Here is a 24201-nt window from a genome sequence, read left to right as displayed (position 1 = left end):
CCGGCCGGCTACCTCCAGATGATCGTCCCGGAGGAGGCCAGGCCGCGGCAGGACCACGGCTACTGCCTCGTCTACTACACGAACTGCACCGAGGCCAGGCAGGCCGGCGCGGCCCCCCTCTACCGCGGCGAGCCCGGCTACCGCAAAGCCCTGGACCGCGACGGCGACGGCGTGGCCTGCGAGTAGCGAGCCGGGGTCAGCGCGGCTCCATCTGGTCGAGGACGCGGGCGGCGAGGTCGATGATCTGCTCGACCTTGGGGATGTCGCGCCCGACCTCGTCCGGGCTGACGGCCGGGGCGCCCGCGGCCGGGTACTCCACCTGGTTGCGGCGCCGGCGGAGGCGGTCGTAGGGGCGTAGGGCGGCGCCCAGGGGCGGGTCGAGCTGGGCCGTCACCGCGTCGCGGACGGCGATGTGGCCGCCGCGGCTCGTGGCGCGGATGCCCTGGTTCTCCAGCACCGCGACGAGCGCCTTGCGGGCCGCGTCGTAGAGGAGTTGGTAGGCGCCGGCCGGGTCCGTGGCGGCGATCGCGGTGGCGGAGGCGAGGTGGCGGCGGGACTGGGCCAGGAGGAGCTCGGCGTGGTCGCGGCTGGCGGGGACGCGCTCCAGGTCGCCGCGGGCGAGCATGGCGTCGAGTGTCGAGCGGCCCTGCTGCCATCTCATTGTCAGGCCTCCGGCTCCACGATGGCGTACGACGGGCGGGAGCGGACCGACGTCAGGAACGGGTCGTCGCCGGGGGCGTGCCAGGCGGCCGCGGAGACGCGGTGGATGTTGACCTCGCGGCCGAGCCGGCGTTCGGCGGCGCGGGCGGCGTCGGCCAGGTCGTCCTCGTCGGCGTCGCCCACCACGAGGACGTCGACGTCGACCGGCGGGGGCCCGGCCTCGCCGGCGTAGCGGGCCGCCCAGGAGCCGTAGATGTACGCCGCCTCCACGCCGGCGATCGCGGGCAGGACGTCGGCCAGCACGGCGGCCGGGCCGTAGGTGAGCGCCAGCAGGTCGGTGAGCGGGCGGGCGAGCGGGTTTGTCAGGTCGGCCTGGAGCAGGCGCAGGTTGCCGCGCCGCTCCTCGCGGAGCAGGCCGGCCCGGACCAGGTGGTCGGCCTCCCGGCTGACCGTCGACTGGGAGGTGCCGAAGCGGCGGGACAGCTCCGCCACCGAGGAGCTGTCGCCGGGGTGCAGGTACAGCCAAGCCAGCAGCTCACCGAGGAGCGGCGAGCGCAGCAGTGGCAGCAGCCGAGACCTTACCTGCACAGGATGCATAGTACCTTGCATCCTGTGCAAGCTTCCACGTCAGGAGTGGGTGGCGAGGTCCAGGATGCGTTCGAGGATCTGGCGGGGTGGGACCGGCGGGTCCTCGGCCAGGCCCTGGTGGTAGAAGACAGTCGCGGGGGTCAGGCCCGGCAGCGAGTTGGCCTCGATGATGATCACCTCGCCCGTCTTGCGGTGCATGAAGGCGTCGATGCGGCCGTAGCCCTCCATGCCCAGGACGTTCGCCACGCGGGCGATCCGGGTGCGGACGGCCTCGACGGCGCCCGGCTCCACGCGGCCCAGGGGCGGCGCCGGGGGCGGGGTGATGTTGATGCCGGTGCCGCCCATGAACTTCTCTTCGAGGCTCAGGATGCCCGCGCTGGCCACGGTGATGGAGGGGTTCATGGCGACCATCGCGCCGCGGGGGCCGATGACGCCGACCGTCACCTCGATCCAGCCCGTGTCGCGGTCGCGGCCCCAGGACAGCTCGGCCTGGCCGGAGTGGTCGTCGACGCGGACGTCGTCGGTGTCGATGTAGTCCTCGAAGAGCAGGTGCTGGGGGCGGCTCGTCGGCATCTCGACCAGCTGGTCGGGGCTCAGCAGGGAGAAGCCGGCGCCCTTGATGCGGCGGGCGTTGGCGTTGATCAGCTCGAGGTACCGGCCGAGGTCAGCCGCATTGCCGAGCGGGACGATGCCGGCCGAGCAGCCGTCGTCGAGCGGCTTGACGACCACGCGCGTGTCGGTGACCTCGGTGATGATGTCGTGCCAGAGCGTCTCGACGGCGGGGCCGTCGACAGTGGCCGGGACGTCGACGCGGACGCGGCGGGCGGTGTGGATGCCCTCGCTCTCCAGCGTGGCGATGACCTGGCCGGTCTCGTACTTGTCGGCGCACAGCCGGGACGCGGCCGGGCCCGAGCCGTTGTAGCGGATCCGGTGCCTGTCGAGCACCTCCTGGAGGGTGCCGTTCTCGCCGGCGCCGCCGTGCAGGGCGATGAAGACCAGGTCGTGGCGGTCGAGGAACTCGTCCATCGTCAGCTGCACCGGCGGCGCGACCGAAGTGCTGAGGGCCTCCGCGGGCAGCTTGAGCCGCGTGATGATCTGCTCGGCCAGCCGCCGGCGGCGCTCTTCGAGGCGCAGGCCGTCGCGGCAGGCGTACACGATCTCCTCGACCGAGTGGCGCAGCGCCGATGAGTACGAGACCTGCCAGACGGTGCCGTCCGGCGCCAGGAGGTACGGAACAGGCGCGTATTTCTCGGAACGAGCGAGTTTGAGCCACACGTTGGTGCCGCTCAGCACCGACACCTGGCGTTCGGCCGTCGCGCCGCCGAAGAGGACGGCCACGGGCTCGCCGGTCTGGATCGTGGTGTCGTAGGAGACGGCGAACGGCAGGCCGTTGCGGCGGGCGGCGGCCCGCAGGACCTCGCGCAGCACGTCGGCGTGGGTCATGCCGAGCTGGGCGGCCTGGATGAACAGGAAGCTGTTCTGCTCCATGCCGCTGATCGGGTTGACGTCGGAGACCAGGACCGAGCCGTCGGGCTGCAGCCAGGCGTCGATGCGGGCGAAGTCGCGCAGGCCGAGGGAGGCGAACACGGCCTCCGCGGTGCGCTGGATGTGCGCGATCGTCTCGTCGTCCCGCGGCGGCGGGCAGTGGTAGTGGGAGTCGTTGCTGGCCAGGTACTTGCGGCGGTAGTCGAAGATCTCGTCGTCGCCTACCTGGTTCTGCAGCTCGATCTCGACCGGGATCAGCGCGACCGGCCCGTCCTCGCCCTCGAGCACGATGGTGGTGACCTCGTGCCCGCCCATGCGGGGCTGGATGACGATGCGGTCGTGGCGTTGGCGCAGCGTGCGCAGGATGTCGGTCGCCGCCGCCCGGTCCCGGGCGACGAAGACGTCGATGCTGGACCCGCCCTTGGCCGGCTTGAGCACCAGCTTCGCCTCGTCCGGGAACGCCTCGGCGACGACCCGCTCGGCCTCCGCGTCGGACATCCCGGCGTGGACCAGGACGGCGGGCACCGCGCCAATACCAACAGCATCAAGGGCATTTTTGGCTTGGTACTTGTCGAAGGCCGTCATACACGCCTGCGCGCCGGTGCCCACGAACGGCACCCCGGCCTTCTCCAGCAGCGCCTGGACCTGCCCGTCCTCGCCGAACTCACCGTGCATGACGGGGAAGACGAGGCCCGCCGGGCGCAGGCGCTCGATCAGCTCGTCCTCGGTCAGCGGCCGGCCCTCGTGGGCGAGCTTGAAGTCGAAGTCCGACGGCGTGTTGCAGTACAGCAGGCCGCGCGGGATCGAGTACGGCCGCAGCTGACGGTCGAAGAAGATGATCTCGGTGAGGGTGACGACCGCGCCCTCCAGGTGGTCCGCTACGGAGCGTGCGGAGTTGAGCGAGATTCCGCGCTCCTCGGACGGGCCGCCCAGCAGCAGCGCAACGTCGACCATCAGTTCCTCTTCATACCGGCCTCTTTGCGAACGGGGCTACCTTACACCGGGGCCTGATCACGCACTGTCGGCAAACCGAAGACCCTCTCGGATTGGGCAATGTCACACGGCGCACGGCAGCGCGGGACGAGCGGGATCGATACGATGCCGCGCAGCTACGTAAAGTTCGGACCGAGCTACGTACAGTGCCCGGCGCCGACCCGTACGCGCAGCATGTGCACGGGTCGGCGCCGGCTCATGTGGCGCGCTGTCCACCACTGCGGGCAGGAGTTGGGGACCGCCTACTTGTACGTGATGTCGGACGACTTGAAGTTGCAGTGGCCGTCACCCATGCCGTCACCGAGGTACTTCGGCTCGCTGCCCTTCGCCACGCCCGTGTACTCGGCGCAGATGTGGATGCCCGACGAGCTCTGCACGACCACCCGGGTCAGCGTGGCGGTGTCGCCCCAGTTGGTGTTGATGCCCACCACGTACTTCGCGTTCACCAGCAGCACGTTGTCGACCACGACGTGGCGCTCGTAGTGGTTGGTGCAGTTGCCGCAGCCGCGGTACAGCTTGCCGATGCCGCTGGCGTAGAAGTCGCTGATGTGCACAGTGCCGTTGCCGTTGTGCTGGAACAGCTTGTCGCTGGCGGACCGGGCGCCGCCGCCGATGACGTACGAGTCACCGCCGTTGGTGCCCAGGAACGTCGCGCCGTCCTCGCCCACGTCCTCCCACCACACGTTCTGGATCGTGCAGCGACCCAGGCAGTGCACGCCGTCACCGGCGGGCGAGCCGATGATGACGTTCTTCAGCGTCGCGCCGTCGGCCAGCTCGAACATCGGGTCCTGCGACTCGCTCTGGCCGCCGTCGCCGATGCAGCAGTACCGCTTCATGCCGCCGTCGAGCGTGCCGCTCACCTTGATCGTCTTGGCACCGGACGCGGAGCCGGTGGCGGTCGGCCACGCGCCGGTCGGGGTGGAGCCGCCGCCCGCGGTCGGGGTGGTGCCCCCGCCGCCGGAGCCGAGCTTCACGAGCTGCCACTGCTGGTTGGCGCCGTCGAGGTTCTGGTATCCGTCGAGCATCGCCCCGTCGGCGGTCGACCACTGCCAGGTCTCGATGACCTTGTTGCTGTGGCGGTTGACGAAGCGGACGTACCCGCCCGACGAGTCCTGGAGCCGGAAGTGCTGCGTCGTCGAGCCACTGTCGGCGTTCTGGACGAGCTGGAGACCGTCGGTCGAGTTGGGCAGGTCGAGGACCTTCCCGCTCATCACCGACTTGATCTTGTAGTACCCGGAGCCGGCGTCGACGAACTTCCACTGCTGCACCGCGAGGTCGTTGCGCGACCACTGGTCGACCGGGGCGCCGTCGTTCGTCGCCCAGTTGTACACGTCGATGGCCTTGCCGCTGTTGCGGTTGACGAAGACGTACGTGGCGCTCGTGTCGACGGTGGCGGCCGACGCCGAGGTCGTGGCGACGAGCGTCACCCCCGCCACCGCGACGACACCGGACGCGGCCGCCAGCGCGATTCGCACCCGCCGCCGCGTGGGACTGGACTGCATCTGCTCCTCCATCATGTGGAAAGCGCTTTCCTGGTCAGGGACCGTAGATGCGCCGCGAAATCAGCGTCAACCACCTGCAACAACCCTGCAAACACGCCTCGTGTTGTGACGTAACATCGGCAAATGTCGCTGTAAATTACAGACTGTGCTGACGGTGGGCGTGGACCTCGCGGCCGCCGACGAGCGGACCGCACTGGCCGCGATCGCCTGGTCGCCCCGCGGGGCCGAGCTGCGCACCCTCGAGCTCGGCGTCAGCGACGAACGGATCGTGGCCGCGGTGGCCGAGTGCGACAAGGCCGGCATCGACTGCGCGCTCGGCTGGCCGGAACCGTTCACCCGCATGCTCATCGCGCACCGCGACGGCCACCTGCACGAACTGCCACAGACCGGCGCCGGCTCAGCCTGGCGGCGCACGATGGTGTACCGCACGACCGACGAGGCGGTGCGCGCCCTGTTCCCCGGCCTGATTCCGCTGAGCGTCTCCGCCGACCGCCTGGCCCACGCGGCGATGCGGTGCGCGGCGATCCTGGCGATGCTTGCCGCTTCAGGTGTGGACGTGGACCGCTCGGGCGCCGGGCGCATCGTCGAGGCTTACCCGTCCGCGTCGCTGCTGCGGTGGGGGTTGCCGCACAGGGGGTACAAGGGAAAGGCCGAGATGCCTGTCGAAGCGCTGCCCTCCTGGCTGGACCTCGGGCCGCACGCGCCGCTGATGCGGGCCAGCCACGACGCGTTCGACGCGGTGATCGCCGCGCTCACGGCCCGCGCGGCCGCGCTCGGCCTGGCCACTACGCCGGACCCGGACCAGCGCGCGGTCGCGCGCATTGAGGGCTGGATCGCCGTGCCGACGACGCCGCTCACAGCGTTTGTCGACTCCCCCGCGTCCGACGCGTGACGCTGCGCTTCACCAACGCGCGGTCGCGCGGATCGCGGCATCGCTCACAGCCTTAGCGGGGCGAAGTGCGTCCGCCGCGTGACGCCTGGATTCCGCAACGCTCAGCACAGGTGGCGGCCGGTGGGGCGATGCTGGGTTTGGCTACGGCAACGCGCGGTCGCGCCGGTTGAGGGTCGGTCGCGGTATTCACGGCGCCGTTCAGAGCGTCAGTCGGGCCAGTTGCGTGCGGCTCGTGACGCCCAGTTTCGGGAAGGCGCGGTACAGGTGGTAGCTCACCGTCTTCGGGCTGATGAACAGCATCGCGGCGATCTCGCGGTTGGTGCGCCCGGCCGCGGCCAGCCGGACGATCTGCAGCTCCTGCGGGGACAACGTGTTCCGCCCCGCGCGCGCCTCGGCCACGGCCTCACCGGCGGCTCGCAGCTCCGCGCGGGCGCGTTCGGCCCACGGCGCGGCACCGAGGCGGTCGAACAGCTCGGCCGCCGCGCGCAGATGGCCGCGGGCCTCGGTCTTGCGGCGCTCTCGGCGCAGCCGCTCGCCCAGCACGAGGTGCGTCCGCGCGGCCTCCCACGGCAGGTCGGTATCCACTGACGCCGCGACCCCGAGCACGGCCCGGCACCGATGCTGGGCCGCCGTTGCCCAATTCGACGGCCAGGGCCACGCCTCCAACCGCGCGGCCGCGTCCGCTGCGACCGCGGGACGACCGGCGCGAACCGCCGCCTCCACCCGATCGGGCACCAGGAACACCGGAGCGGCGGCCGGCAGGCGCTCGAACCGGTCAGACGCCGCATCCGCGCGTCCGCGCGCCAGGTCCAGCAGCGCAAGCGCCCACTCGGCCCAGACCCGATCCGCGGTCGCAGCGAGGCGGACACACTCCTCGTCGTCCCCGCGCACAGCCGCGAGCCACGCGCGGATGCCGACCTCCTCGGCGCGCGAAGCACCTGACGCGCCCGAGACACCCGCACCGCCGGAGACACCCGCACCGCCCGAGCCAGTCGCACCGTCCGAGCCAGGCGCACCCAAGCCAGTTGCAGCACCCACGCCAGTCGCAGCACCGGAGCCAGTCGAATGGCCCGAACCAGCCGCAGCGGCCAAGGCAACCCGAGGGCGCGCACCAGCCGACGCAGTCAAGGCAGCCGAAGGCCCTGAAGCAGCCGAATGGCCTGAAGCAACCGAGGCCAATGCATCGTCGAAGCGCCCCAGATAGAGCGCGGCCGCCGGGTCGCTGCTGCCCTCGAACGCACCGACCAGCCCGGCGACGAACTCGGCGGTGCGGCGCGCCTCGGGTGGTCCGTCGCGGTCCGCGATGAGGTTGGCGATGACCTGCCGGCCCTCCTCCGATACCGGGTCGCCCTCGACGGCCGCCCGGACCGCCTCGAGCCCCGCGGCCGCGCGCAGACCCCGGGCGTGCAGGAGCCGTGCGATCTCGGCCAGGCGCGGCCCGTCCCCGAGCAGCCAGGCGTTGCGGGCCGCGGCGACGAGCAGCTCCCCCGCCTCGGGCTTCGGAGCCTTCGCGGCCGCGGTCACCAGAATGTCGTGCGCGGTGGCGGCGTCTCCGGCGGCAAAGGTGAGCCGGGCTCTCAGCGCCGGCGCGCGGTCGAGCGGGAGCCGGTCGAGCAGCGCTCGGGCGCGGTCGTCGGAGTCGGCCGCGTAGGCCGCGGCGACAAGCCGGGCGTCACGCGCGGTCGCGTCGGCGCTGAGGTCGGCGGCCCGCTCCCAGGCACCCACGGCCTCCAGCGCGGCCGCGGCCTCCTCGTCGGGCCCGGTGGCGGCGTCGGCGAGGTGCCAGGCGCGGCGTACGGGATCGGTGACGGCGGCGGCCAGGGCGCGGTGCACGGCCAGGCGGCGGTCGAAGGTGGGCCGGCGGTACACCGCGGCGCGCAGGAGTGGATGCGTGAAGCCGACCCGGGCTCCCACGACCTCGATCAGGCCGGCCTCTTCGGCGATGGCGAGGGCTTCGGCGGTACACCCGCAGGCAAAAAGTGTGGCCAGATCAGCCTCCGGGTCCGCGGCGACGAAGTGCAGGGCCGCGCGGGTCGGTGGCGGGAGCGCGTCGAGGCGTTCCGCGAACGCCGCCTGGATGCGCGGCGGCAACGGCAGCGGGCGGTGATCCGGGAAGGTGCGTGGCAGTTCGAGCAGGGCCAGAGGGTTGCCGGCCGCCTCGGCGAGCACCCGCGCCCGCGCGGACGCGGGCAGGTCGGCGACCAGGCGCTCGGCCGCGTCCGCGCGCAGCGGCCCGAGCCGGTGAGCCGGCAGATCAGCCGAATCGAACTCGTCGCGCGCCGCAAAGATCATCACAATCGCCGCGGAGGGACTCACGCCCGGCGCGGAAGGAACCACGCTCCGCGCAGAGTGACCCACGCCCGGCGCGGAGTGGCCCACGCCCGGCGCGGAAGGATCCACGGTCGGCGCGGAAGGAACCACGGTCGGTGTGGAAGGAAGCGTGGTCGACGCCGAGTGGACCACGTTCGACGCGAAAGGAAGCGTGTCCGACACGGGAGAAGGCGCGGCCGACGCGGGAGGAGGCGCGGCCGACACGGGAGGAGGCGCGGCCGACGCGGGAGGAGGCGCGGCCGACACGGAGGGTGCCACTTTCGGCGCGGAAAGCAGCACTCCCGGCGCGGGAGGGAGAGCGGTCGACGCGGGAGGGAGGCGGCGGGCCGCGTACCGCAGCGCCCGCGCGGACGCGTCGTCCAGCCACTGCGCGTCGTCGATGAAACACGCCACGGGGGCGAGCTCGATGAGCCGCGCAAGGACGGCCGGACCGTCGAGGGGCAAGCCTAGGAGCTGGTGCACACCCGCGTACGGGATGTCAGCCTCGCTCGGCACCCCCGCACACCGCAGCACGGTCGATCCCGACGCCGCCGCAGCCGCCTGATCCAGCAGCGCCGACTTGCCGATCCCCGGGTCCCCACGCAGCACCAGCACGCCGCCACCCGCCGCCCGCGCGCCACCGCCCGACGGCCCCACGCCACCGCGCGACGTAGGCAAGCCACCGCCCGCCATCCCCGAGCGGTTGAACGGCACCGGCACGCCACCGGCCGCCGGCCCCGGGCTGTCGCTCGCCGGCGGCACGCTACCGCGCGACGTGTCCGAGCCGCTCAAGGGCACCCGCACGCCACCGGCCGCCGGCTCCGAGCTGTCGCTCGCCGGCCGCACGCCGCCGCCCGACGTGTCCGAGCCGCTCAAGGGCACCCGCACGCCACCGGCCGCCGGCTCCGAGCTGTCGCTCGCCGGCCGCACGCTACCGCGCGATGTGTCCGAGCCGCTCAAGGGCACCCGCACGCCACCGGCCGCCGGCCCCGGGCTGTCGCTCGCCGGCGGCACGCTACCGCGCGATGTGTCCGAGCCGCTCAAGGGCACCCGCACGCCACCGGCCGCCGGCCCCGGGCTGTCGCTCGCCGGCGGCACGCTACCGCGCGACGTGTCCGAGCCGGTGAACGGCACCCGCGCGCCGTCGGTCGAGGCCCGCGAGCCGCCGGCCAGCACCCGCAACACGCCCGCGACCAGCGCCTGGTCGGCCTCCCGCCCCCACAACACGACAGCCGAGCCTACCCGCCCCTACGGGGCCGCCCAGTCATCCGTCCGGTACCGCCTCGGGTAACCGGATTCCTACCGTCGCCCCATGCCAGTCGTGCAATTGCAAAAGCTCATCCGCCGGTACCCCAACGGCGTCCGCGCGCTCGACGAGGTCTCGATCGACTTCGCCGCGGGCTCGTTCACCGCGATCATGGGTCCGTCCGGGTCGGGGAAGTCGACGCTGCTGCAGTGTGCGGCCGGGCTGGATCGGCCGACGAGTGGGCGGGTCGTCCTGGACGGGCACGACCTGACGGCCCTCAACGAGCGGCGGCTGACCCGGCTGCGGCGGGACCGGATCGGGTTCGTGTTCCAGGGGTTCAACCTGCTGCCTGCGCTCACCGCAAAGCAGAACGTGGGCCTGCCGCTGCGGCTGGCCGGTCGGCGCGCGGACGCGGCGACGGTGCAGCGGGGTCTGGCCGCCGTCGGGCTGGCCGAGCGCGGCGGGCACCGGCCCCACGAGCTGTCCGGCGGCCAGCAGCAGCGGGTGGCGATCGCCCGGGCGCTCGTGACCGCGCCCGCCGTGCTCTTCGCCGACGAGCCGACCGGCGCGCTCGACTCCGCAAGCGGCCAGGACGTCCTGCGGCTGCTGCGCGACCTGGTCGACACGCACGGCCAGACGATCATCATGGTCACCCACGACCCCACCGCGGCCGCGCACGCCGACCGCGTCCTGCACATGGTCGACGGGCGGCTGGCATGAACACGATCACCCACGACCCGGCCCGAACCCCACTCGACCCGGCCGCGCCCGCGCACAACCCGGCCGCGCCCGCGCACAACCCGGCCGCGTCCACGCGCAACCGGGCCGCATCCACGCGCAACCGGGCCGTGTCCACGCGCAACCGGGCCGCGCCCGCGCACCACCCGGCCGCATCCACGCGCAACCGGGCCGCGCCCGCGCACCACCCGGCCGCATCCACGCGCAACCGGGCCGCGCCCGCGCGCAACCGGGCCGCGTCCGCGCGCCACCCGGCCGTGTCCGTGCACCACCCGGGCACGTCCGCGCACATCCGGGCCGTGTCCGCGCACCACCCGGGCACGTCCGCGCACATCCGGGCCGTGTCCGCGCGCTACCCGGCCGCGTCCGGGCGCGACCGGGTCGCGGATGCGCACAACTGGGACGCGTCCGCGCGCGACCGGGCCGCGGTCGGGCACGCCGATCGAGTCCTGTGCATCGTCGACGGGCGGCTCGCATGATCACCATCGCGCTGGCCGGGCTGCGGCTGCGGTGGCGGTCGTTTGCGGGCACGTTCGTGGCGCTCGCGCTCGGCTCGGCGCTCGTGGCCGCGCTCGGCCTGGTTCTCGACACCACCGTCACCGCTCCCAGCCGGCCCCCGCAGCGGTACTCCACCGTGCCCGTCGTCGTCGCCGCCCCGCAGACGCTCACCGTCGCGACCGCGCGTGGCTCCGCGAGCGCGCCGCTCGCCGTGCCGCGCGGTGTGCCGGCCGATGTCGTCGCCGCGCTGCCGGACGCGGTCGTGGACCGGGTGTTCCGCGCCGCCCATGGACGCGCGTCCGTCGGCCGGCCCTGGTCGGCGCTCGGGCTGGCCGGGCAGGTGCTGACCGCGGGCCGGGCGCCAGCGGCCGATGACGAGATAGCGGTCGCGGACGGGCGGCTCGGCGACCGGGTGCCGGTGGTGACCGACGGCGGGCCCTCGCAGTACACCATCGTGGGTCTCGTTTCGAATGGGCCGCAGCCGGCGATCTTCTTCAGCGACGCGCGGGCGGCCGGACTCTCCCCGCGCGCGGACGCGCTGGCGCTGCGCCGTCCGGCCGCCGAGGTGCGGGCCATGGTCGGCGACCGCGCGCTGGTGCTCACCGGCGCGGACCGGGCCCGCCTCGACGCCAACCGCGAGCCCGACGCCCGCGACCGCAACAACGCCGCGACGATCGCCGGCATCGCGCTCGGATTCGCCGTCTTCGTGGCGATGTTCGTCGTCGCCTCGACGTTCGCGTTCGCCGTGGCGCAGCGCCGGGCCGAGTTCGCCCTCCTGCGGGCCACCGGCGCCACTTCCGGACAAATTCGCCGCCTGGTGTACTGCGAGTCGCTCCTCATCGCCACCACGGCCTCGGGGGCCGGTGCGGCCGGCGGCCCCTGGCTCGGTTCGCTGGCGTTGCCGCGGCTGGCGCCCGGCTGGATCTCCGTACTCAGCCACGCCCACTGGCCACTGTGGACCGCCGTCGGCTCCGGCGCGCTCGTCGCCCTGCTCGGCTCCCTGACGGCGGCGTGGCGGGCCGGCCGGGTACGCCCCGCAGAGGCGCTGCGCGAGACGGTCGTCGAGTCGCGGACGATGCCGATCACGCGCTGGGTGCTCGGCGTGGGGACGCTCGTTGCCACGTTGGCGTTGATGGCGACGAACGCCATAGCCGACCCCGCGGGAGCGCTGAACCGCAAGACGTACATGCCCGTCGTGATGCTCCTCGTGGCCGCGGCCGGCCTGCTCGCACCCGCTCTGGTCCGCCTCTTCTCGTCCGGCGCGGCGGTGCTGGAGCGGACAATGTCGATCCGGGCGCCGGGCGCGGTGGGCCTTGTCGCGTCCACTGCGGCGGGCGCGTCGACCCGGCGGACCGCGGCCATCGCGGCCCCGGTACTGATGATCGTCGGGCTCGCGACCTCGCTGCTCACCGCGTCCGCGCTCACCGGCACCGCCAAGGCGGCGATGGGCCGGCCCCCGGGCACGGCCACGACCGTGTACACCCTGGAAGGCGGCAGCGCCCTCATCCGCCGCCCGGCCGCCGCCGTCGCCTGGGTGCCCGACGACGCGATGATGGCGACCCCCGACCTCGAGCTGCCGGTCGGCTCGACGGCCCACGTGTGGCTGGCCGACGGATCGCCGGCCGCGCTGCGCGTGATCGGGGAACTTCCGCTCGGGAGCCCGTCCGATGTGCTGGTGGGTGCGGGAAATGCCTTTTCCACCTCGGCGGACATTTCTTCCACCGGCGCTGGCGCTGCTTCCGCCGCCGCCGGCGCCTCCTCCGCCGCGGCGGGCACTTCGCCGCCGCGCCCGAGCGCGAGCGAAACCGGGCTATACGTCGTCCTGGCCATCATTTTGGGCTATGCGGCGCTGAGCCTCGTCAACACCCTGATCATGGCCGCCCCGGACCGCGCGCCCGAGCGGCGCACGCTGCGCCGGCTCGGGGCGTCGCGCGCGTTCGTGCTGCTGGTGACCGTCGCCGAGACGCTTGTCGCCGTCGCGGTGGGCCTCGTGCTGGCCGGGCTCTGCGCCCTGCTGGCCGTCGGCGGGCTCTGGCTCACGCTGCTGCGCATCACCGGCCCGCTCCCGATCGCGGTGCCGTGGGGGTGGGTGCTCGGCATCGCCGCCGCGACCGTCGCCTTGTCCGCCGTGACCGCGCTGTGTAACGTATCCGACACAGAGGGATAGATTTACATGCTTCTATCTCTGGTCATGAAGAGACTGTTGGCCCGAGGGGCCGCACTCCTGATGGCGCTCACCGCCGGCGCCACGGCCTGGACCGCGCCCGCCAGCGCGGCCCTGCCGGACAGCTTCGCATTCGTGCTCTGGAACGGCTCCGCCACCGTCGCCACCGGCACGACCCCCGCCGCGACCACCGTCGTCACCGGCCCGCCCGGCCGCTACCGCATCGTCTTCCCGGGCGCCGCCGCCCCGCGCGGCGTCGTCCACACGACCGCCGTCAACACCGTCCCGCACTGGTGCCAGGCCAACTCCTGGGGCCCGGCCGGGGCCGACGAGGTCGTGTACGTCGACTGCTACAAGGCCGGCGGCGCCCCCGACTTCACCCCGTTCACCGCGTTCTTCGAGCGCAGCTCCCCACCCATCGCCGCCGTCCCCGGCCGCTTCGGCTACGTCGACTCCCAGGCGACCGGCGCGCTGGTCGACTCGTTCAACTCGGCGGGCGGCGCCAACTCGGTCGTCCCCGGCCCGGTAGGCCAGTGGACAGTCAAGTTCCCGGCCCTCGGTACCCCCGGCCCGACCGACGGCAGCCTGCAGGCGACGGCGGTCTCGGCGACAGCGGCCCGCTGCAAGGTCTTCAAGTGGGCCTCGAACCCGTCCGGCCAGACGGTCCTGGTGGGCTGCTTCGACGCCGCCGGCGCACCGGTGAACACCCGGTTCACGCTGACGTACCAGTACCAGCGCTCCCTGTACGGCGCCGCGATCCCGCCGAAGTACTTCGGCTACCTCTGGAACCGCCCGCCCCTGGGCCCCGCCTCGACGAACTTCAACTCGACAGGCGGCGTCAACTCGATCGCCTCCGCGGGCGTCGGCCTGTCCCTGCTGAAGTTCCCCAACCTGGCCATCACCCCCGACACCGTCCAGGTGACCGCAGCCGGCCCGACGTCGGACTTCTGCGGCCTGAACACCCCCTGGTTCCACTTCCCACCCGACACCGTCGTCCGCGACGTCAACTGCTTCACCAACGCCGGCGCCCCGATCGATACCGGCTTCCTCATCAGCGTCAACTCGCAGTTCTAGCGGTCGACGATCCGCTCACCAGCACCATGGGTGAGGCAGACTGGGTTAGTGCATGACGAGTTAGCAGCAGGGCTCTACGAGACGGTCGTCACGAAGGCACTCGAGGCCCGACTTGCGCGCATTGACCCGGACCTTGTAAAGCGCAACGCGATGCGGTCGGCCGACGCCGCCGACCGCATCGCCCTGCTGCTGGCCCGCCAGATCCAGCGGGCCCTCGACGCGGTCCCGGAGACCGAGCGGGTCGCGGTAGGCGTCGAGGTGGCGCAGCGCCTGCTCGAGTCCCTCGATGCCCGACTGCCGAACAGCGAATCCACCCTGGAATGGCCACTGGCTCCGGGCGAAATGCTCAATCACATCGGCGAGTACCGGCCCGACGGCACAGTCCGCCACGCCGGACTTCCACGTATCCCGCTGCTGGATACGACGCTGTTGACGAACTCGCCCGGCGAGCCTCGGGTGGGGCACCAGATTCTTACCGAGATTGAGTCCGCCGACCGAATCGATCTGGTGATGGCCTTCATCCGCGTCACCGGACTGAATCCGATTCTCGGGGCGCTGCGCCAGTACTGCGCTCGCGGCGGGAAACTGCGAGTGCTCACGACGACGTACACCGGCTCGACCGAGGGCCGGGCGCTCGAACTGCTAACCGAGCTCGGCGCCGACGTCCGCGTGTCGTATGACCTTTCCACTACACGCCTGCACGCGAAAGCCTGGCTCTTCCACCGCCGATCGGCGTTCAGCACGGCGTATGTGGGCTCATCGAACCTCACGCACTCGGCCCAGGTCGCCGGCATGGAGTGGAACGTCCGAGTCTCCGGTGCTCGCAATCCTGACGTGCTGCGCAAGATCGAGGCGGTCTTCGAGAGTTACTGGGAGAGCGTCGACTTCGTTCCGTATGTGAAGGCCGAATTCGACGAGGCCCTCGAGCGGATGCAGCGGCCCGAGGAGCGCGTAGCCGCCGTGCTCAGTCCGATCGAGATTCGACTTGAGCCGTTCCAGGAGCGCATGCTCGAGCTCATCGAGCTTTCGCGGCAGCGCGGCCATCATCGCAACCTGTTGGTGTCGGCGACGGGTACGGGCAAGACCGTCATGGCGGCTGTCGACTACGGACGCCTGCGCGAACGGCTGCACCGTTCCCGCCTGCTCTTCGTCGCGCATCAAAAGCAGATCCTGGACCAGAGCCGAGCGACGTTCCGTCACGCGCTGCGCGATCATGCCTTCGGCGAGATGTGGGTCGGCGGCGAGCGGCCATCGCGGTTCGACCACGTCTTCGCCTCGGTACAGAGCTTGAGCGTCAACGGTTTACCGCACTTGGACCCGGACCACTTCGACGTCGTTATCATCGACGAGTTTCACCATGCCGCGGCACCCTCCTATCGCATGCTCGTCGAAACACTCACACCGCGAGAGCTCCTCGGGCTCACCGCGACCCCCGAGCGCGCCGACGGCCGGGAACTGTTGCACTGGTTCGGCGACCGTATCGCCGCTGAGCTGCGCCTCTGGGACGCGATCGAGCAGCACCGGCTGGCGCCCTTCGCCTACTACGGCATCCACGACGGCACCGACCTGAGCAAGGTGCCGTGGCAACGCGGAAAAGGTTACGACGAGGAAGCGTTGGCCGAGGTCTACATCGGCAACGAGTCGTGGGTGCGCTTCGTCTTCCAGCAGCTTCAGCAACACGTCACAAACGTCGCCGCCATGCGCTGCCTCGGGTTCTGCGTCACAGTCGCACATGCCCGCTATATGGCCGAGCAGTTCCGAGCGCTCGGCATTAACGCGATCGCGCTGTGGGGTGATACGCCACAGGTCGAGCGCGACGCGGCGATCCGCCGGCTCAAGGACGGCGATCTACAGGTCATCTTCTCGGTCGAGCTGTTCAACGAAGGCCTCGACGTGCCGAAGGTCGACACGCTGCTCATGCTGCGGCCGACCGAAAGCGCCACGCTATTCCTTCAACAGCTCGGCCGCGGCCTGCGCACGGCCAAAGACAAGAGCGTTTGCACGGTACTCGACTTCGTCGGCCTGCACCGCCAGGAGTTCCGCTTCGATCTGCGGTACCGCGCGCTCCTCGGTGGCAGCCGCCGAGACCTGGAGCGGGCGGTCGAGGAAGGCTTCCCGTTCTTGCCGGCGGGCTGTCACATGGAGCTCGACCGCGTCGCTCGCGACATCGTGCTGCGCAGTGTCCGTGAGGCCATCCCGAGCCGGTGGCCGGCCAAGGTCGCCGAGCTGCGCTCCCTCGCCCAGACTCGGCCCGAAGTGTCACTGGCCACCTATCTCCACGAGACCGGCCTGGAGCTCGCCGATGTCTACACCAGCGGCGATCGGGGCTGGTCGGCCCTGCGGGAGGAGGCCGGCCTGCCCGTTGCCGCCGCCGGGCCGCACGAGCGGGCGCTGCGCCGCGGCATTGCGCGCATGCAGCACGTCGACGACCGGCAGCGGGTAGAGGCGTACCGCGCGCTGCTGGATCGGGTGAATCGGCCGGACGTCGGGCAGTTGAACACCGTCGAACAGCGACTGGCCCGCATGCTCGTTGCCAACCTCGGCGATCAGGTCATTGCGAAGGATGCCTCACTGCAGTCGGCGGTCGAGCTCATGTGGGAGCATCCGCAGGTCCGGGCCGAGCTTCGCGAGCTGCTTGAGGTGCTCGGCGACGAGCCTCGGCACATGCAACATCAGGCGCTTCCGGACATCCCATTGCAGGTCCACAGCCAGTACACCCGCATCGAGATCCTCGCAGCGGTCGGCGAGGGTGTAAACGCCAAGACGCCGCAGTGGCGCGAAGGTGTATATGACGCCAAGTCGGCCGGCGTCGACCTGCTTGCCTTCACGCTCGATAAGACCAGCGGCGGCTTCTCCCCGACGACCCGCTACCGCGACTATGCAATCAATCGGGAATTGATCCACTGGGAGAGTCAGTCGACAACCGCCAGCGATAGCCCGACCGGCCGCCGCTACCGCACTCACGCGGCGATGGGGCGAACGATCCTGCTCTTTGCGCGACCCAGCGTCGACGAACGAGCCTTCTGGTTCCTCGGCCCCGCCACATACGTTACCCACGAAGGCGACCGCCCAATGGCCGTCACGTGGCAGCTAGAAACACCGCTGTCGGGCGACCTGTTCGCGATGTTTGCCGCGGCCGTCGCGTAACCCCGGTCACTGCTCCCGTAGGCGACTCAGGGTACGCGGGCCAGGGGCCGGCCGGGGTCGGTCCCTGATGCCCGCAGACCCTTGTCGCGGCCATGCTTGGTGCATCAGATGAGGCACCTCGAAAGGGAGCGCGACATGGAAACCGTCTACGGCACGATGCGTCAGCACGGTCTGGTTCGTCCGACGCACGGCCGGCTGTTGGGCGGTGTCGTCGCCGGACTCGGGAAGCGGTTCGGCATCGACCCGTGGCCGGCCCGGCTGCTGTTCGTCCTGATCCTGCTGGCCATCCCCGGCACCCAGATCCTGATCTACCCGATCCTGTGGATCCTCATGCCGGCCGAGCCCACCCCGGCCCCGATCGCCCCGATCATGCCCGAGGCCCCCGCCGTCTGACCCGGGCAGGGACCGACCGGTCGACAGGCGCGAACGCCCCGGACATCACGTGATGTCCGGGGCGTTGCCGTGGTTCAGAGCACCGCGAACGCCACCGAGATGGTCACCGTGTCCGTCCCGACGAGTCCGCCCTTGTCGAACACCTCGAGCCGGACTGTCCACGCCGTCACGTCGAGCCCCTCGTCGAAGAGGACGCCCAGCTCCGCGGTGGTCGTGGCGCAGTTGTGCGGCTGCACGATGCCGCCGTGCTGCGACGGCATCGCGCTGCCCTCGCAGAGCACCTTCTTGACGCCGCCCGGCGAGTAGGCGGTCCACCGGAACCGCTCCCCCGCCAGCGCGCCGTCCTGGGGGTCGGTGCCCTTTCCGGCCAGGTCGAACGCCAACGGCGCGCCACCGAGGGACTGCACCCACAGGTCCTTGTCCGGGGTCGTGATCGTCGCGGTCGGCTTGCCCGCGCCGGGCGGCAGGGCGACGACGGTGAACGTACGGGTTGCCGCTGTCGGTCCGGCGGTGAACTTCACGCTGTACGCGCCGGGCTGCACCTTGTTCGCGGGCAGTGTCGCTTTGTGCCCGGCCGCGGTGAAGACGAGCACGTTGTTGCGCCGCACCTCCCACTTGGCCTGACTGTCGGGCACCGGCTGGAACGTGTCCGGGTCGAACGTGACGCCGGCCAGGTTCACCGCCTCGCCCTCGACGACCTCGATGCCGGCCGGCGGCGACGAGATCTTCACCGTGGGCGGAGCGTCGGTGACGGTGACAGTCACCTTGGCCGTGCCCGTGCGACCGGTGCTGTCCGTCGCGCTCGCGATGATGACGTGCGTGCCGGTCGCGAGCGGCCCTGCGACCATTTTGGATGCGGTACCCAGGAGACCGGCTTTGTCGCTTGTCCAAGTGATCGGCACGGAGGCGCCCTTGAAGTCGATGGCGGTGCCCCACAGGTCGACTGTCGCCCCGTTGCTGGCCTTCGAGTTCGGCGCGGGCTTCTCGATGACCACCTTCGGCGCGGCGATCGGCACGTTGAGCGCCTTGCCCACCGCGGCGAGGGCATCGACCCGCCGCTGGCTGCCGGTGACGTCCGCGCCGAGCCCGCCGACGTGTGCGGTGTCGTTGAGGATCTGCCGGATCTCGGGCGCGCTCAGGGCCGGGTTCGCGGCCTTGACGAGCGCGGCCACGCCGCCGACGAACGGTGACGCCAGGCTGGTGCCGCACCGGTTGGTGGTCGCCGTCGCCAGCGGGTGCCCCGCGTCGGCGAGCGCCCGCACGCACATCGGCCCGTAGATCTCCACCGACGTCTGGTTGTCGACCTGTCCGAAATTGGAGCCGGCGGCGCGGGTGGCGTTGTTGTTCATGCCACCGACGCACATCACGTGCTTGCTTTCGCACGGCACCCACAGCGTGTCCGTGTCGACGCTCGTCCCGTTGTTGCCGGCCGCGGCGACGATGAACGCGCCGGTGGCGGCGACGTGCTGCATGCGCCGGTCCGTCCACGTGCGCGCGTATCCGGCGCCGATGTGCACATCGCGGGTGAAGCTCATGTTCACCACGTCCGGGTGCTCGTCCTCGGCCGCCTTCTCGGTGCGGCGCATGACGCTCCAGTAGTCGAGCCCGTTGCCGACCGCGACGAGCTTCTTGACGACCGGCCCGCCCGTTCCGGCGACGCCGTACCCGTTGTCGACCCGCCCCACCCCGGTCATCGACACCTCGGTGCCGTGCCACGGGCAGCTGGCGCCATTGGTGCAGTCCTTGGGATTGCTGTCACCCCAGGCGCCCTTGTGAATCGAGTACTCGTCCGGGAAGTCGTTGTTCGGCTGGAAACCGCCGTCGACGACCATGTACTTGAGCGTGGGTTGCAGCTTGCCCTTGCTCTGCAGCAGCTGCCACGCGGGCGCCACGCCGGTGTCCAGGTCACCGCCCGCCCGCAGGTACGCCCAGTCGAACACGTTCGCCGCGATGTCCGGCGCCTCGAACGCCTTGCCCTGCGCGATGGAGGTCGGCTCGACGAGCCAGTTGACCACCACCTCGTTCCCGGCCTTCCACTCCTTCGCCGCCAGCGCGAGCAGCCGCAACACCCGCTCGTCGCTCGCCCGGTAGACCCCTCGCTGCCGCGGCTCGGCCGCGAGCAGGTCGGCGGGCAGCGCGGCCGGGTCCGCCGCGGCCACGTTCACCCGCACGAGGTGGTCCTGTCCGTCTGCGTACGAATCGAGCACCTCCCCGCCCCACCGCGACACGAACGCGTCGAGCCCGGCCTGATCGGCGGTGTGCACCATCACCTCGTCGAGCACGAGCTCGGCCGGCCCCGAGTCAAGACTCTGCACAACCCCGATTTCACGGGTACTGCCAGAGCGCCCGACCGGTTCGACCGCCCGCACATCCGGGCGCAGTCCCGTGTCCACTTCGAACGAAAGCTGCGCCGAAGGCGGATCGGCCGCTCCCGCCGGCACCCCGATCGCGCAGCTGAGCCCCGCGAACAGTGCACTCGCGAGGGTGGACGCGATCGCCCGGCGGACGGAATTCGCAATCCTCATGACGTCTCCTTCGGTTGTCGTCGGGTTGCTGTGGTGTGCGACATCCGTAGGAGTGCGGCCGCCCGGCAGAGCCAACAGTTTTCGGTGGGGGATTTTTCGTTGCTTGACGAGGACGCCGATGACGCAACGCTGGTAGCCGCCATGCGCGACGGCCGCCCCGAGGCCTGGGCCGCCGTGTACCGTCGCTACGCCGCCCGCCTGCTCACGTACGCCCGCACCCTGCTTCGTGACGACCAGACGGCCGCGGACGTGCTGCACGACGCTTTCCTGGCCGCCGCCGAACACATCGCCCAGCTGCGCGCGCCCGACCAGCTACGCCCCTGGCTGTATGCGATAGTGCGCAACGAATGCCGCCGCCAGTCCAAGCTGCGCACCCGCGACGTTCCGCTGGAGTCCATCGAGGAGCCGGCCGCGGCCGACGACGACCCGGCCACTCCGGTGAACGCCGCGCAGATCCGCGCGCTTGTCCACGCAGCGGCGGACACCCTGAGCCCCGGCGACCGCGAGGTCGTCTACCTGGCGATCCAGCACGACCTCTCGGCCCCGATGGTCGGCGAGGTGCTGGGCCTGAACCCCAAGAACGCCCACGCCCGCCTGTCCCGGGCCCGCAGCCAGTTGGAACGGGCCCTGGGCGCGCTGCTGGTGGCCCGGGGCGGCTCGACCGGCTGCCCCGAGCTGGCCACCCTGATCGAGGGCTGGGAGGGCCGCCTGACCCCCACCATGCGCAAGCGGGTAGCCAGGCACGTCGACACCTGCGCGAAGTGCACCGAGCAACGCCGGGAGCACTGCAACCCGGCCGCCCTCCTGGCCGGCTACGCCCCCGTCTTCCTCCCCGTCGACGAGACCCCGCCGCCGACATTCGTCTCGCACGCAACCACCGACACCGGGGACGACGACTCTCCGACCGCCTCGGGAACTGTCTACAGAGCCGGCGACTTCGGACCCTCGGCCGCGGAGACCGCCGGGCGACGAAGGCGCAAAGCCCTCGCCCTGTCCGCCGCCGCCCTGGCGCTCCTGCTCATGGTCGGGGTCGCGATCTGGGCCCTCACACCGGCCGGCCCCCGATCCCACGACACCGCCGACTCCGCGCCCCACCCCCCGGCCGTCCCCCTTGACACAGCGCTCGCCACGCCGCCGACCGCCGCAACAACCCCCACATCCGCCGCGCCGCCATCACCCACGCAGCCGCCGGCCTCCACCCCCGCCACCCGCCCGAGCCCACCGCCATCCGCAGCACCTCCGGCGGCGCCGCCGGCAACTCCCGGCCCCGCGGCACCGGCGACGTCACAAGCCCCACCGCCGGGCGCCGCCGTCCTGGCGGAGCCGTTCACCCTGGCCCCCTTCGCCACCACCCGCTGCGACGGCGCCGCCTGGACCCTGCTGGTCAGCGCCACCGCCGACACCGAGCTCTCCTCGGCCACCGTCACCTGGACCGACCCCGCCGGCTCGAGCCACAGCCAGCCCCTGGTGGTCAGCGGCTCCCTGGCCGCCGCCGAGGTCCGCGGCCTGCAGATCTCCCAGGCCATGTGGCAGATCCGCGCCACCGCAGCCGACGGTCGCACGGCCGCCACCCCGACCAACACCGCCACCCGCCCCTGCTGAATCCGCTACCGCCGCTTGGGCAGGCGCTCCTCGAGGACCTTGCGCAGGCTGTCGGGCAGGCCGTCGATGGCGAGCAGCTCCGGTATCCGGTCGGTGGCGGTCATGTACGCCGCGAACGCCCGCGCGATGGTCACCCCGTGCGCCGGGCGGTCCTCCACCGTGATCGGGTCGCCGGACCAGATCGCGCCCGGCTCCAGGACGCGCAGGTAGGCGCCGGTGCGGTTGGCCCGGGTGAAGGTCTTCAGCCAGCGCGGCTCGCCCATCTTGTACTGGAACGTCGCACACGGAATCCGCCCGAACGTCGGCTGCAGCACCAGCTTCGGCCCAACCCGCCAGCGCTCACCGATGACCGCACCGTTGACGTCCACGTCCTCGGTGGTCAGGTTCTCGCCGAAGAGCCCGTTGGCGAGGCGGCGGCTCAGGCGGGCCTGCCACCAGTCGTAGTCCTCGCGGGCGTACGCGTACACGGCCTGGTCGTCACCGCCGTGGTTCACGGTGTCGAAGATCTGGTCGCCGATGAGTCCGCTTTGCAGCCCGACTGTCTTCGGGCCGGGGGCGCGCACCTCGACCAGCCGGTCGACCGGCTGCTTGTTGATGCCGGTGGTGCCGACGTCCTTGGCCGGGTTCGGCTCCGGGACGGCCAGATTGATGGAAATGACTCTGCCCACCCCGGCAACCTAGCCGCCCGGGCCGGAAGCCGCCGCCCAATTTCGGCTGTCAGTCGAGCTCGGCCGGGTCGATGCGGGCCCGGAGGTCGGCGTGTTCGGCCAGCAGGTACAGCAGGTTGGAGCCGTCGATGAGCTCGATCGGCTTGCCCGAGGCGAACTCGTAGGACGCCGGCCCGTAGCCGCTCGTGGTGACCAGGATGCCTTTTGATGCGCCCTCGTTCTGCAGCGTGCCGAACAGGTCCCGCACCGCGGAGACGTCGACGGTGTGGCGGTACCTCTTCGCCTGAATGACGACCTTGCCGCCGAAGATCGGGCGGTGGTCGAACGCCACGCAGTCGACGCCGCCGTCACGGGACGGGCGGGTCTGCTTGGTGTCCAGGCCCATCCGGGTGAACAGGTTCTGGATCAGCGACTCGAACTCGGTGGGGGTGAGCTTCAGCAGGTTCGGGCGCTCGTCCAGATCGGCCAGCACGTCGACCTCGTCGACGAAGCGCTTGTCGACCATGTCGAACTCGAGGACCGGCCGCACCGGCGCGAGTGCCTCGGGCCGCTTCGACACGGCGGCGCTCAGGTGCTGCAGGCAGGCGGCGGGGTCGACCTTGGCCAGGTTGAGGACGCGGAACTGCTCGCCGGTCGTGCGTACGGTGATCAGGCAGGGCAGGATGCTCTGGCCGGTGCGGGGATCGGTGGTGTCGACGACGCCGTTGAACGCGATCGTCTCGACGAGGCCGGCGCGGTCGGCCTCGAACAGCTCGTGAAGGGTCCGCAGCGTCACCTGGGTGACCACTGAAGTGTACCGCTCCTTGATCTCCTTCGCCGGGCGGGCGGACGACGTCACCTCGTCGCGGGTCTTGACGTACCGGTACTCCCGAACGGCCGGGATGACCTCCAGCGGTGGCAGCTCGTACTCGACCACGAGCTGGCAGGACTCCGGCACGTAGGCCAGCCGGTAGTTCTGCGGGAAGTCGTCCGGGTAGACCGAGTTCGCCAGCACCATGCCGAAGTAGTCGACTACCGCTTCCGGCTCACCGGCCTTGAATGCCGCCGCGAACCGGTCGATCTCCGCGTTCTGGGCCGCGACCTCCACCTCTCGCTGCTGCCGCTGCTGCTGGTACGCCCCGTGGGCGGCGGCCAACCGACGCTGCCGATCGGCCTCCGCGGCGGCGTGCTGCGCCTGTGCGAGCTGGAACTGGGACCGGGCCGCCGCCAGCTGCTGGTCGTGCTTCGCCCGGCCGAACATCTTGCTGAGCCCGGCTGGGGCCGGCGGCTCGAACCGCGACCAGTCCGGCGGCGGCAGCGGCACTCCGAGCGGCCCCGGGTCGAACGGCGGAAACCGGAACGGCTGCTTGAGCCGGACGAGATCCACGTGGTCATCCACGGCCAGTGTCGCCTGCAGAACGCCGTCGAGCTCCGCAATCTGCGCCTGCAGGTCGGCGTTGTCGGCGGCGACCTCGGCCGCCCGGGCTTCGAGGTAGAGGCGTTTGCGTTCCCGCTCGTCGGCTACCGCGGCCCGCTCGGCCGCCTTCATCGCCTGCTCGGCCGCCCGGTGCATGGCCTGCTGCTGCTTGACATGGGCCAGTTGTGCGCGCTGGTGCGCCCGAACCTGCTGCGCGTTCGCCCGCTGAATCTGCGCAATGATGCCCCGCCGACGCGCCACTCGCCCTCCCAGACCTGGTGAAGCGGCAACACGCTATCGGAGCGCGGCCGATCTCATCA

18 protein-coding genes are annotated in these 24201 nt (G+C 71.6%); 10 read left to right on the top strand and 8 right to left on the bottom strand.

Annotated features, from left to right (window positions below; translation table 11 throughout):
• Positions 1–18 precede the first annotated feature (18 nt).
• Positions 19–186 carry an excalibur calcium-binding domain-containing protein gene (locus Dvina_RS02205; RefSeq protein WP_223100702.1) on the top strand — a complete coding sequence of 56 codons (168 nt, stop codon included), beginning with the start codon at positions 19–21 and terminating at the stop codon, positions 184–186.
• Positions 187–196: 10 nt separating this feature from the next.
• Here the strand turns inward: Dvina_RS02205 and Dvina_RS02200 are convergent, their stop codons facing one another.
• From Dvina_RS02200 to Dvina_RS02185, 4 genes are all read right to left on the bottom strand, one after another.
• The gene (locus tag Dvina_RS02200; RefSeq protein WP_223100701.1) at positions 197–661 is read right to left on the bottom strand and encodes a hypothetical protein; all 465 of its coding nucleotides are present in this window, start codon (positions 659–661) and stop codon (positions 197–199) included.
• 2 nt (positions 662–663) lie between these two features.
• Positions 664–1248: a MarR family transcriptional regulator gene (locus Dvina_RS02195; RefSeq protein ID WP_223100700.1), complete on the bottom strand. Its 585-nt coding sequence runs from the start codon at positions 1246–1248 to the stop codon at positions 664–666.
• 39 nt (positions 1249–1287) lie between these two features.
• Positions 1288–3687: a D-alanine--D-alanine ligase family protein gene (locus Dvina_RS02190; protein ID WP_223100699.1), complete on the bottom strand. Its 2400-nt coding sequence runs from the start codon at positions 3685–3687 to the stop codon at positions 1288–1290.
• A gap of 281 nt (positions 3688–3968) precedes the next feature.
• Positions 3969–5228 carry a pectate lyase gene (locus Dvina_RS02185; protein WP_223100698.1) on the bottom strand — a complete coding sequence of 420 codons (1260 nt, stop codon included), beginning with the start codon at positions 5226–5228 and terminating at the stop codon, positions 3969–3971.
• A 145-nt stretch (positions 5229–5373) separates the two neighbouring features.
• Between Dvina_RS02185 and Dvina_RS02180 the strand changes: the two genes are divergently transcribed.
• A complete protein-coding gene (locus Dvina_RS02180) occupies positions 5374–6120 on the top strand; it encodes a DUF429 domain-containing protein (protein WP_223100697.1) in 747 nt (248 codons plus the stop codon).
• Between the two features lie 198 nt (positions 6121–6318).
• On the opposite strand, the gene Dvina_RS55070 is transcribed toward Dvina_RS02180, so the two are convergent.
• The gene (locus Dvina_RS55070; protein WP_223100696.1) at positions 6319–9144 is read right to left on the bottom strand and encodes a helix-turn-helix domain-containing protein; all 2826 of its coding nucleotides are present in this window, start codon (positions 9142–9144) and stop codon (positions 6319–6321) included.
• Here Dvina_RS55070 and Dvina_RS02170 point away from each other — a divergent pair.
• From Dvina_RS02170 to Dvina_RS02140, 7 genes are all read left to right on the top strand, one after another.
• On the top strand, positions 9134–9721 hold the full coding sequence (locus tag Dvina_RS02170; protein ID WP_223100695.1) for a hypothetical protein: 588 nt from the start codon (positions 9134–9136) through the stop codon (positions 9719–9721). The genes Dvina_RS55070 and Dvina_RS02170 overlap by 11 nt on opposite strands.
• A 21-nt stretch (positions 9722–9742) precedes the next feature.
• Positions 9743–10396: an ABC transporter ATP-binding protein gene (locus tag Dvina_RS02165; RefSeq protein WP_223100694.1), complete on the top strand. Its 654-nt coding sequence runs from the start codon at positions 9743–9745 to the stop codon at positions 10394–10396.
• Entirely contained in the window at positions 10393–10893 is a 501-nt protein-coding gene (locus tag Dvina_RS02160) for a hypothetical protein (protein ID WP_223100693.1), read from the top strand. The genes Dvina_RS02165 and Dvina_RS02160 overlap by 4 nt, the downstream gene beginning before the upstream one ends.
• Positions 10890–13079 (top strand): ABC transporter permease, encoded by a 2190-nt coding sequence (locus Dvina_RS02155; protein ID WP_223100692.1) that lies wholly within the window; start codon positions 10890–10892, stop codon positions 13077–13079. The genes Dvina_RS02160 and Dvina_RS02155 overlap by 4 nt, the downstream gene beginning before the upstream one ends.
• A 24-nt stretch (positions 13080–13103) precedes the next feature.
• Complete coding sequence (locus tag Dvina_RS02150; protein ID WP_223100691.1) at positions 13104–14150, top strand: hypothetical protein; 1047 nt, start codon at positions 13104–13106, stop codon at positions 14148–14150.
• Positions 14151–14198: 48 nt separating this feature from the next.
• Positions 14199–17297: a DUF3427 domain-containing protein gene (locus Dvina_RS02145; protein WP_223100690.1), complete on the top strand. Its 3099-nt coding sequence runs from the start codon at positions 14199–14201 to the stop codon at positions 17295–17297.
• Between the two features lie 135 nt (positions 17298–17432).
• On the top strand, positions 17433–17690 hold the full coding sequence (locus Dvina_RS02140; RefSeq protein WP_223100689.1) for a PspC domain-containing protein: 258 nt from the start codon (positions 17433–17435) through the stop codon (positions 17688–17690).
• Between the two features lie 74 nt (positions 17691–17764).
• On the opposite strand, the gene Dvina_RS02135 is transcribed toward Dvina_RS02140, so the two are convergent.
• Positions 17765–20005, bottom strand: a complete 2241-nt coding sequence (locus Dvina_RS02135; RefSeq protein WP_223100688.1) for a S8 family peptidase — start codon at positions 20003–20005, stop codon at positions 17765–17767.
• Between the two features lie 309 nt (positions 20006–20314).
• On the opposite strand from Dvina_RS02135, the gene Dvina_RS02130 reads away from it, so the two are divergent.
• A complete protein-coding gene (locus tag Dvina_RS02130) occupies positions 20315–21817 on the top strand; it encodes an RNA polymerase sigma factor (RefSeq protein WP_223100687.1) in 1503 nt (500 codons plus the stop codon).
• A gap of 5 nt (positions 21818–21822) precedes the next feature.
• On the opposite strand, the gene Dvina_RS02125 is transcribed toward Dvina_RS02130, so the two are convergent.
• On the bottom strand, positions 21823–22485 hold the full coding sequence (locus Dvina_RS02125; RefSeq protein WP_223100686.1) for an MOSC domain-containing protein: 663 nt from the start codon (positions 22483–22485) through the stop codon (positions 21823–21825).
• A 49-nt stretch (positions 22486–22534) separates the two neighbouring features.
• The gene (locus tag Dvina_RS02120) at positions 22535–24142 is read right to left on the bottom strand and encodes a restriction endonuclease (protein WP_246655971.1); all 1608 of its coding nucleotides are present in this window, start codon (positions 24140–24142) and stop codon (positions 22535–22537) included.
• Positions 24143–24201: the final 59 nt, after the last annotated feature.

Origin of the sequence: Dactylosporangium vinaceum (assembly GCF_019904175.1) — a bacterium.
In the GTDB taxonomy this organism is placed as follows: Bacteria; Actinomycetota; Actinomycetes; order Mycobacteriales; family Micromonosporaceae; genus Dactylosporangium; species Dactylosporangium vinaceum.
The sequence above is the reverse complement of the archived record's forward strand: the minus strand, read 5'-3'. Positions and strand labels throughout refer to the sequence as shown.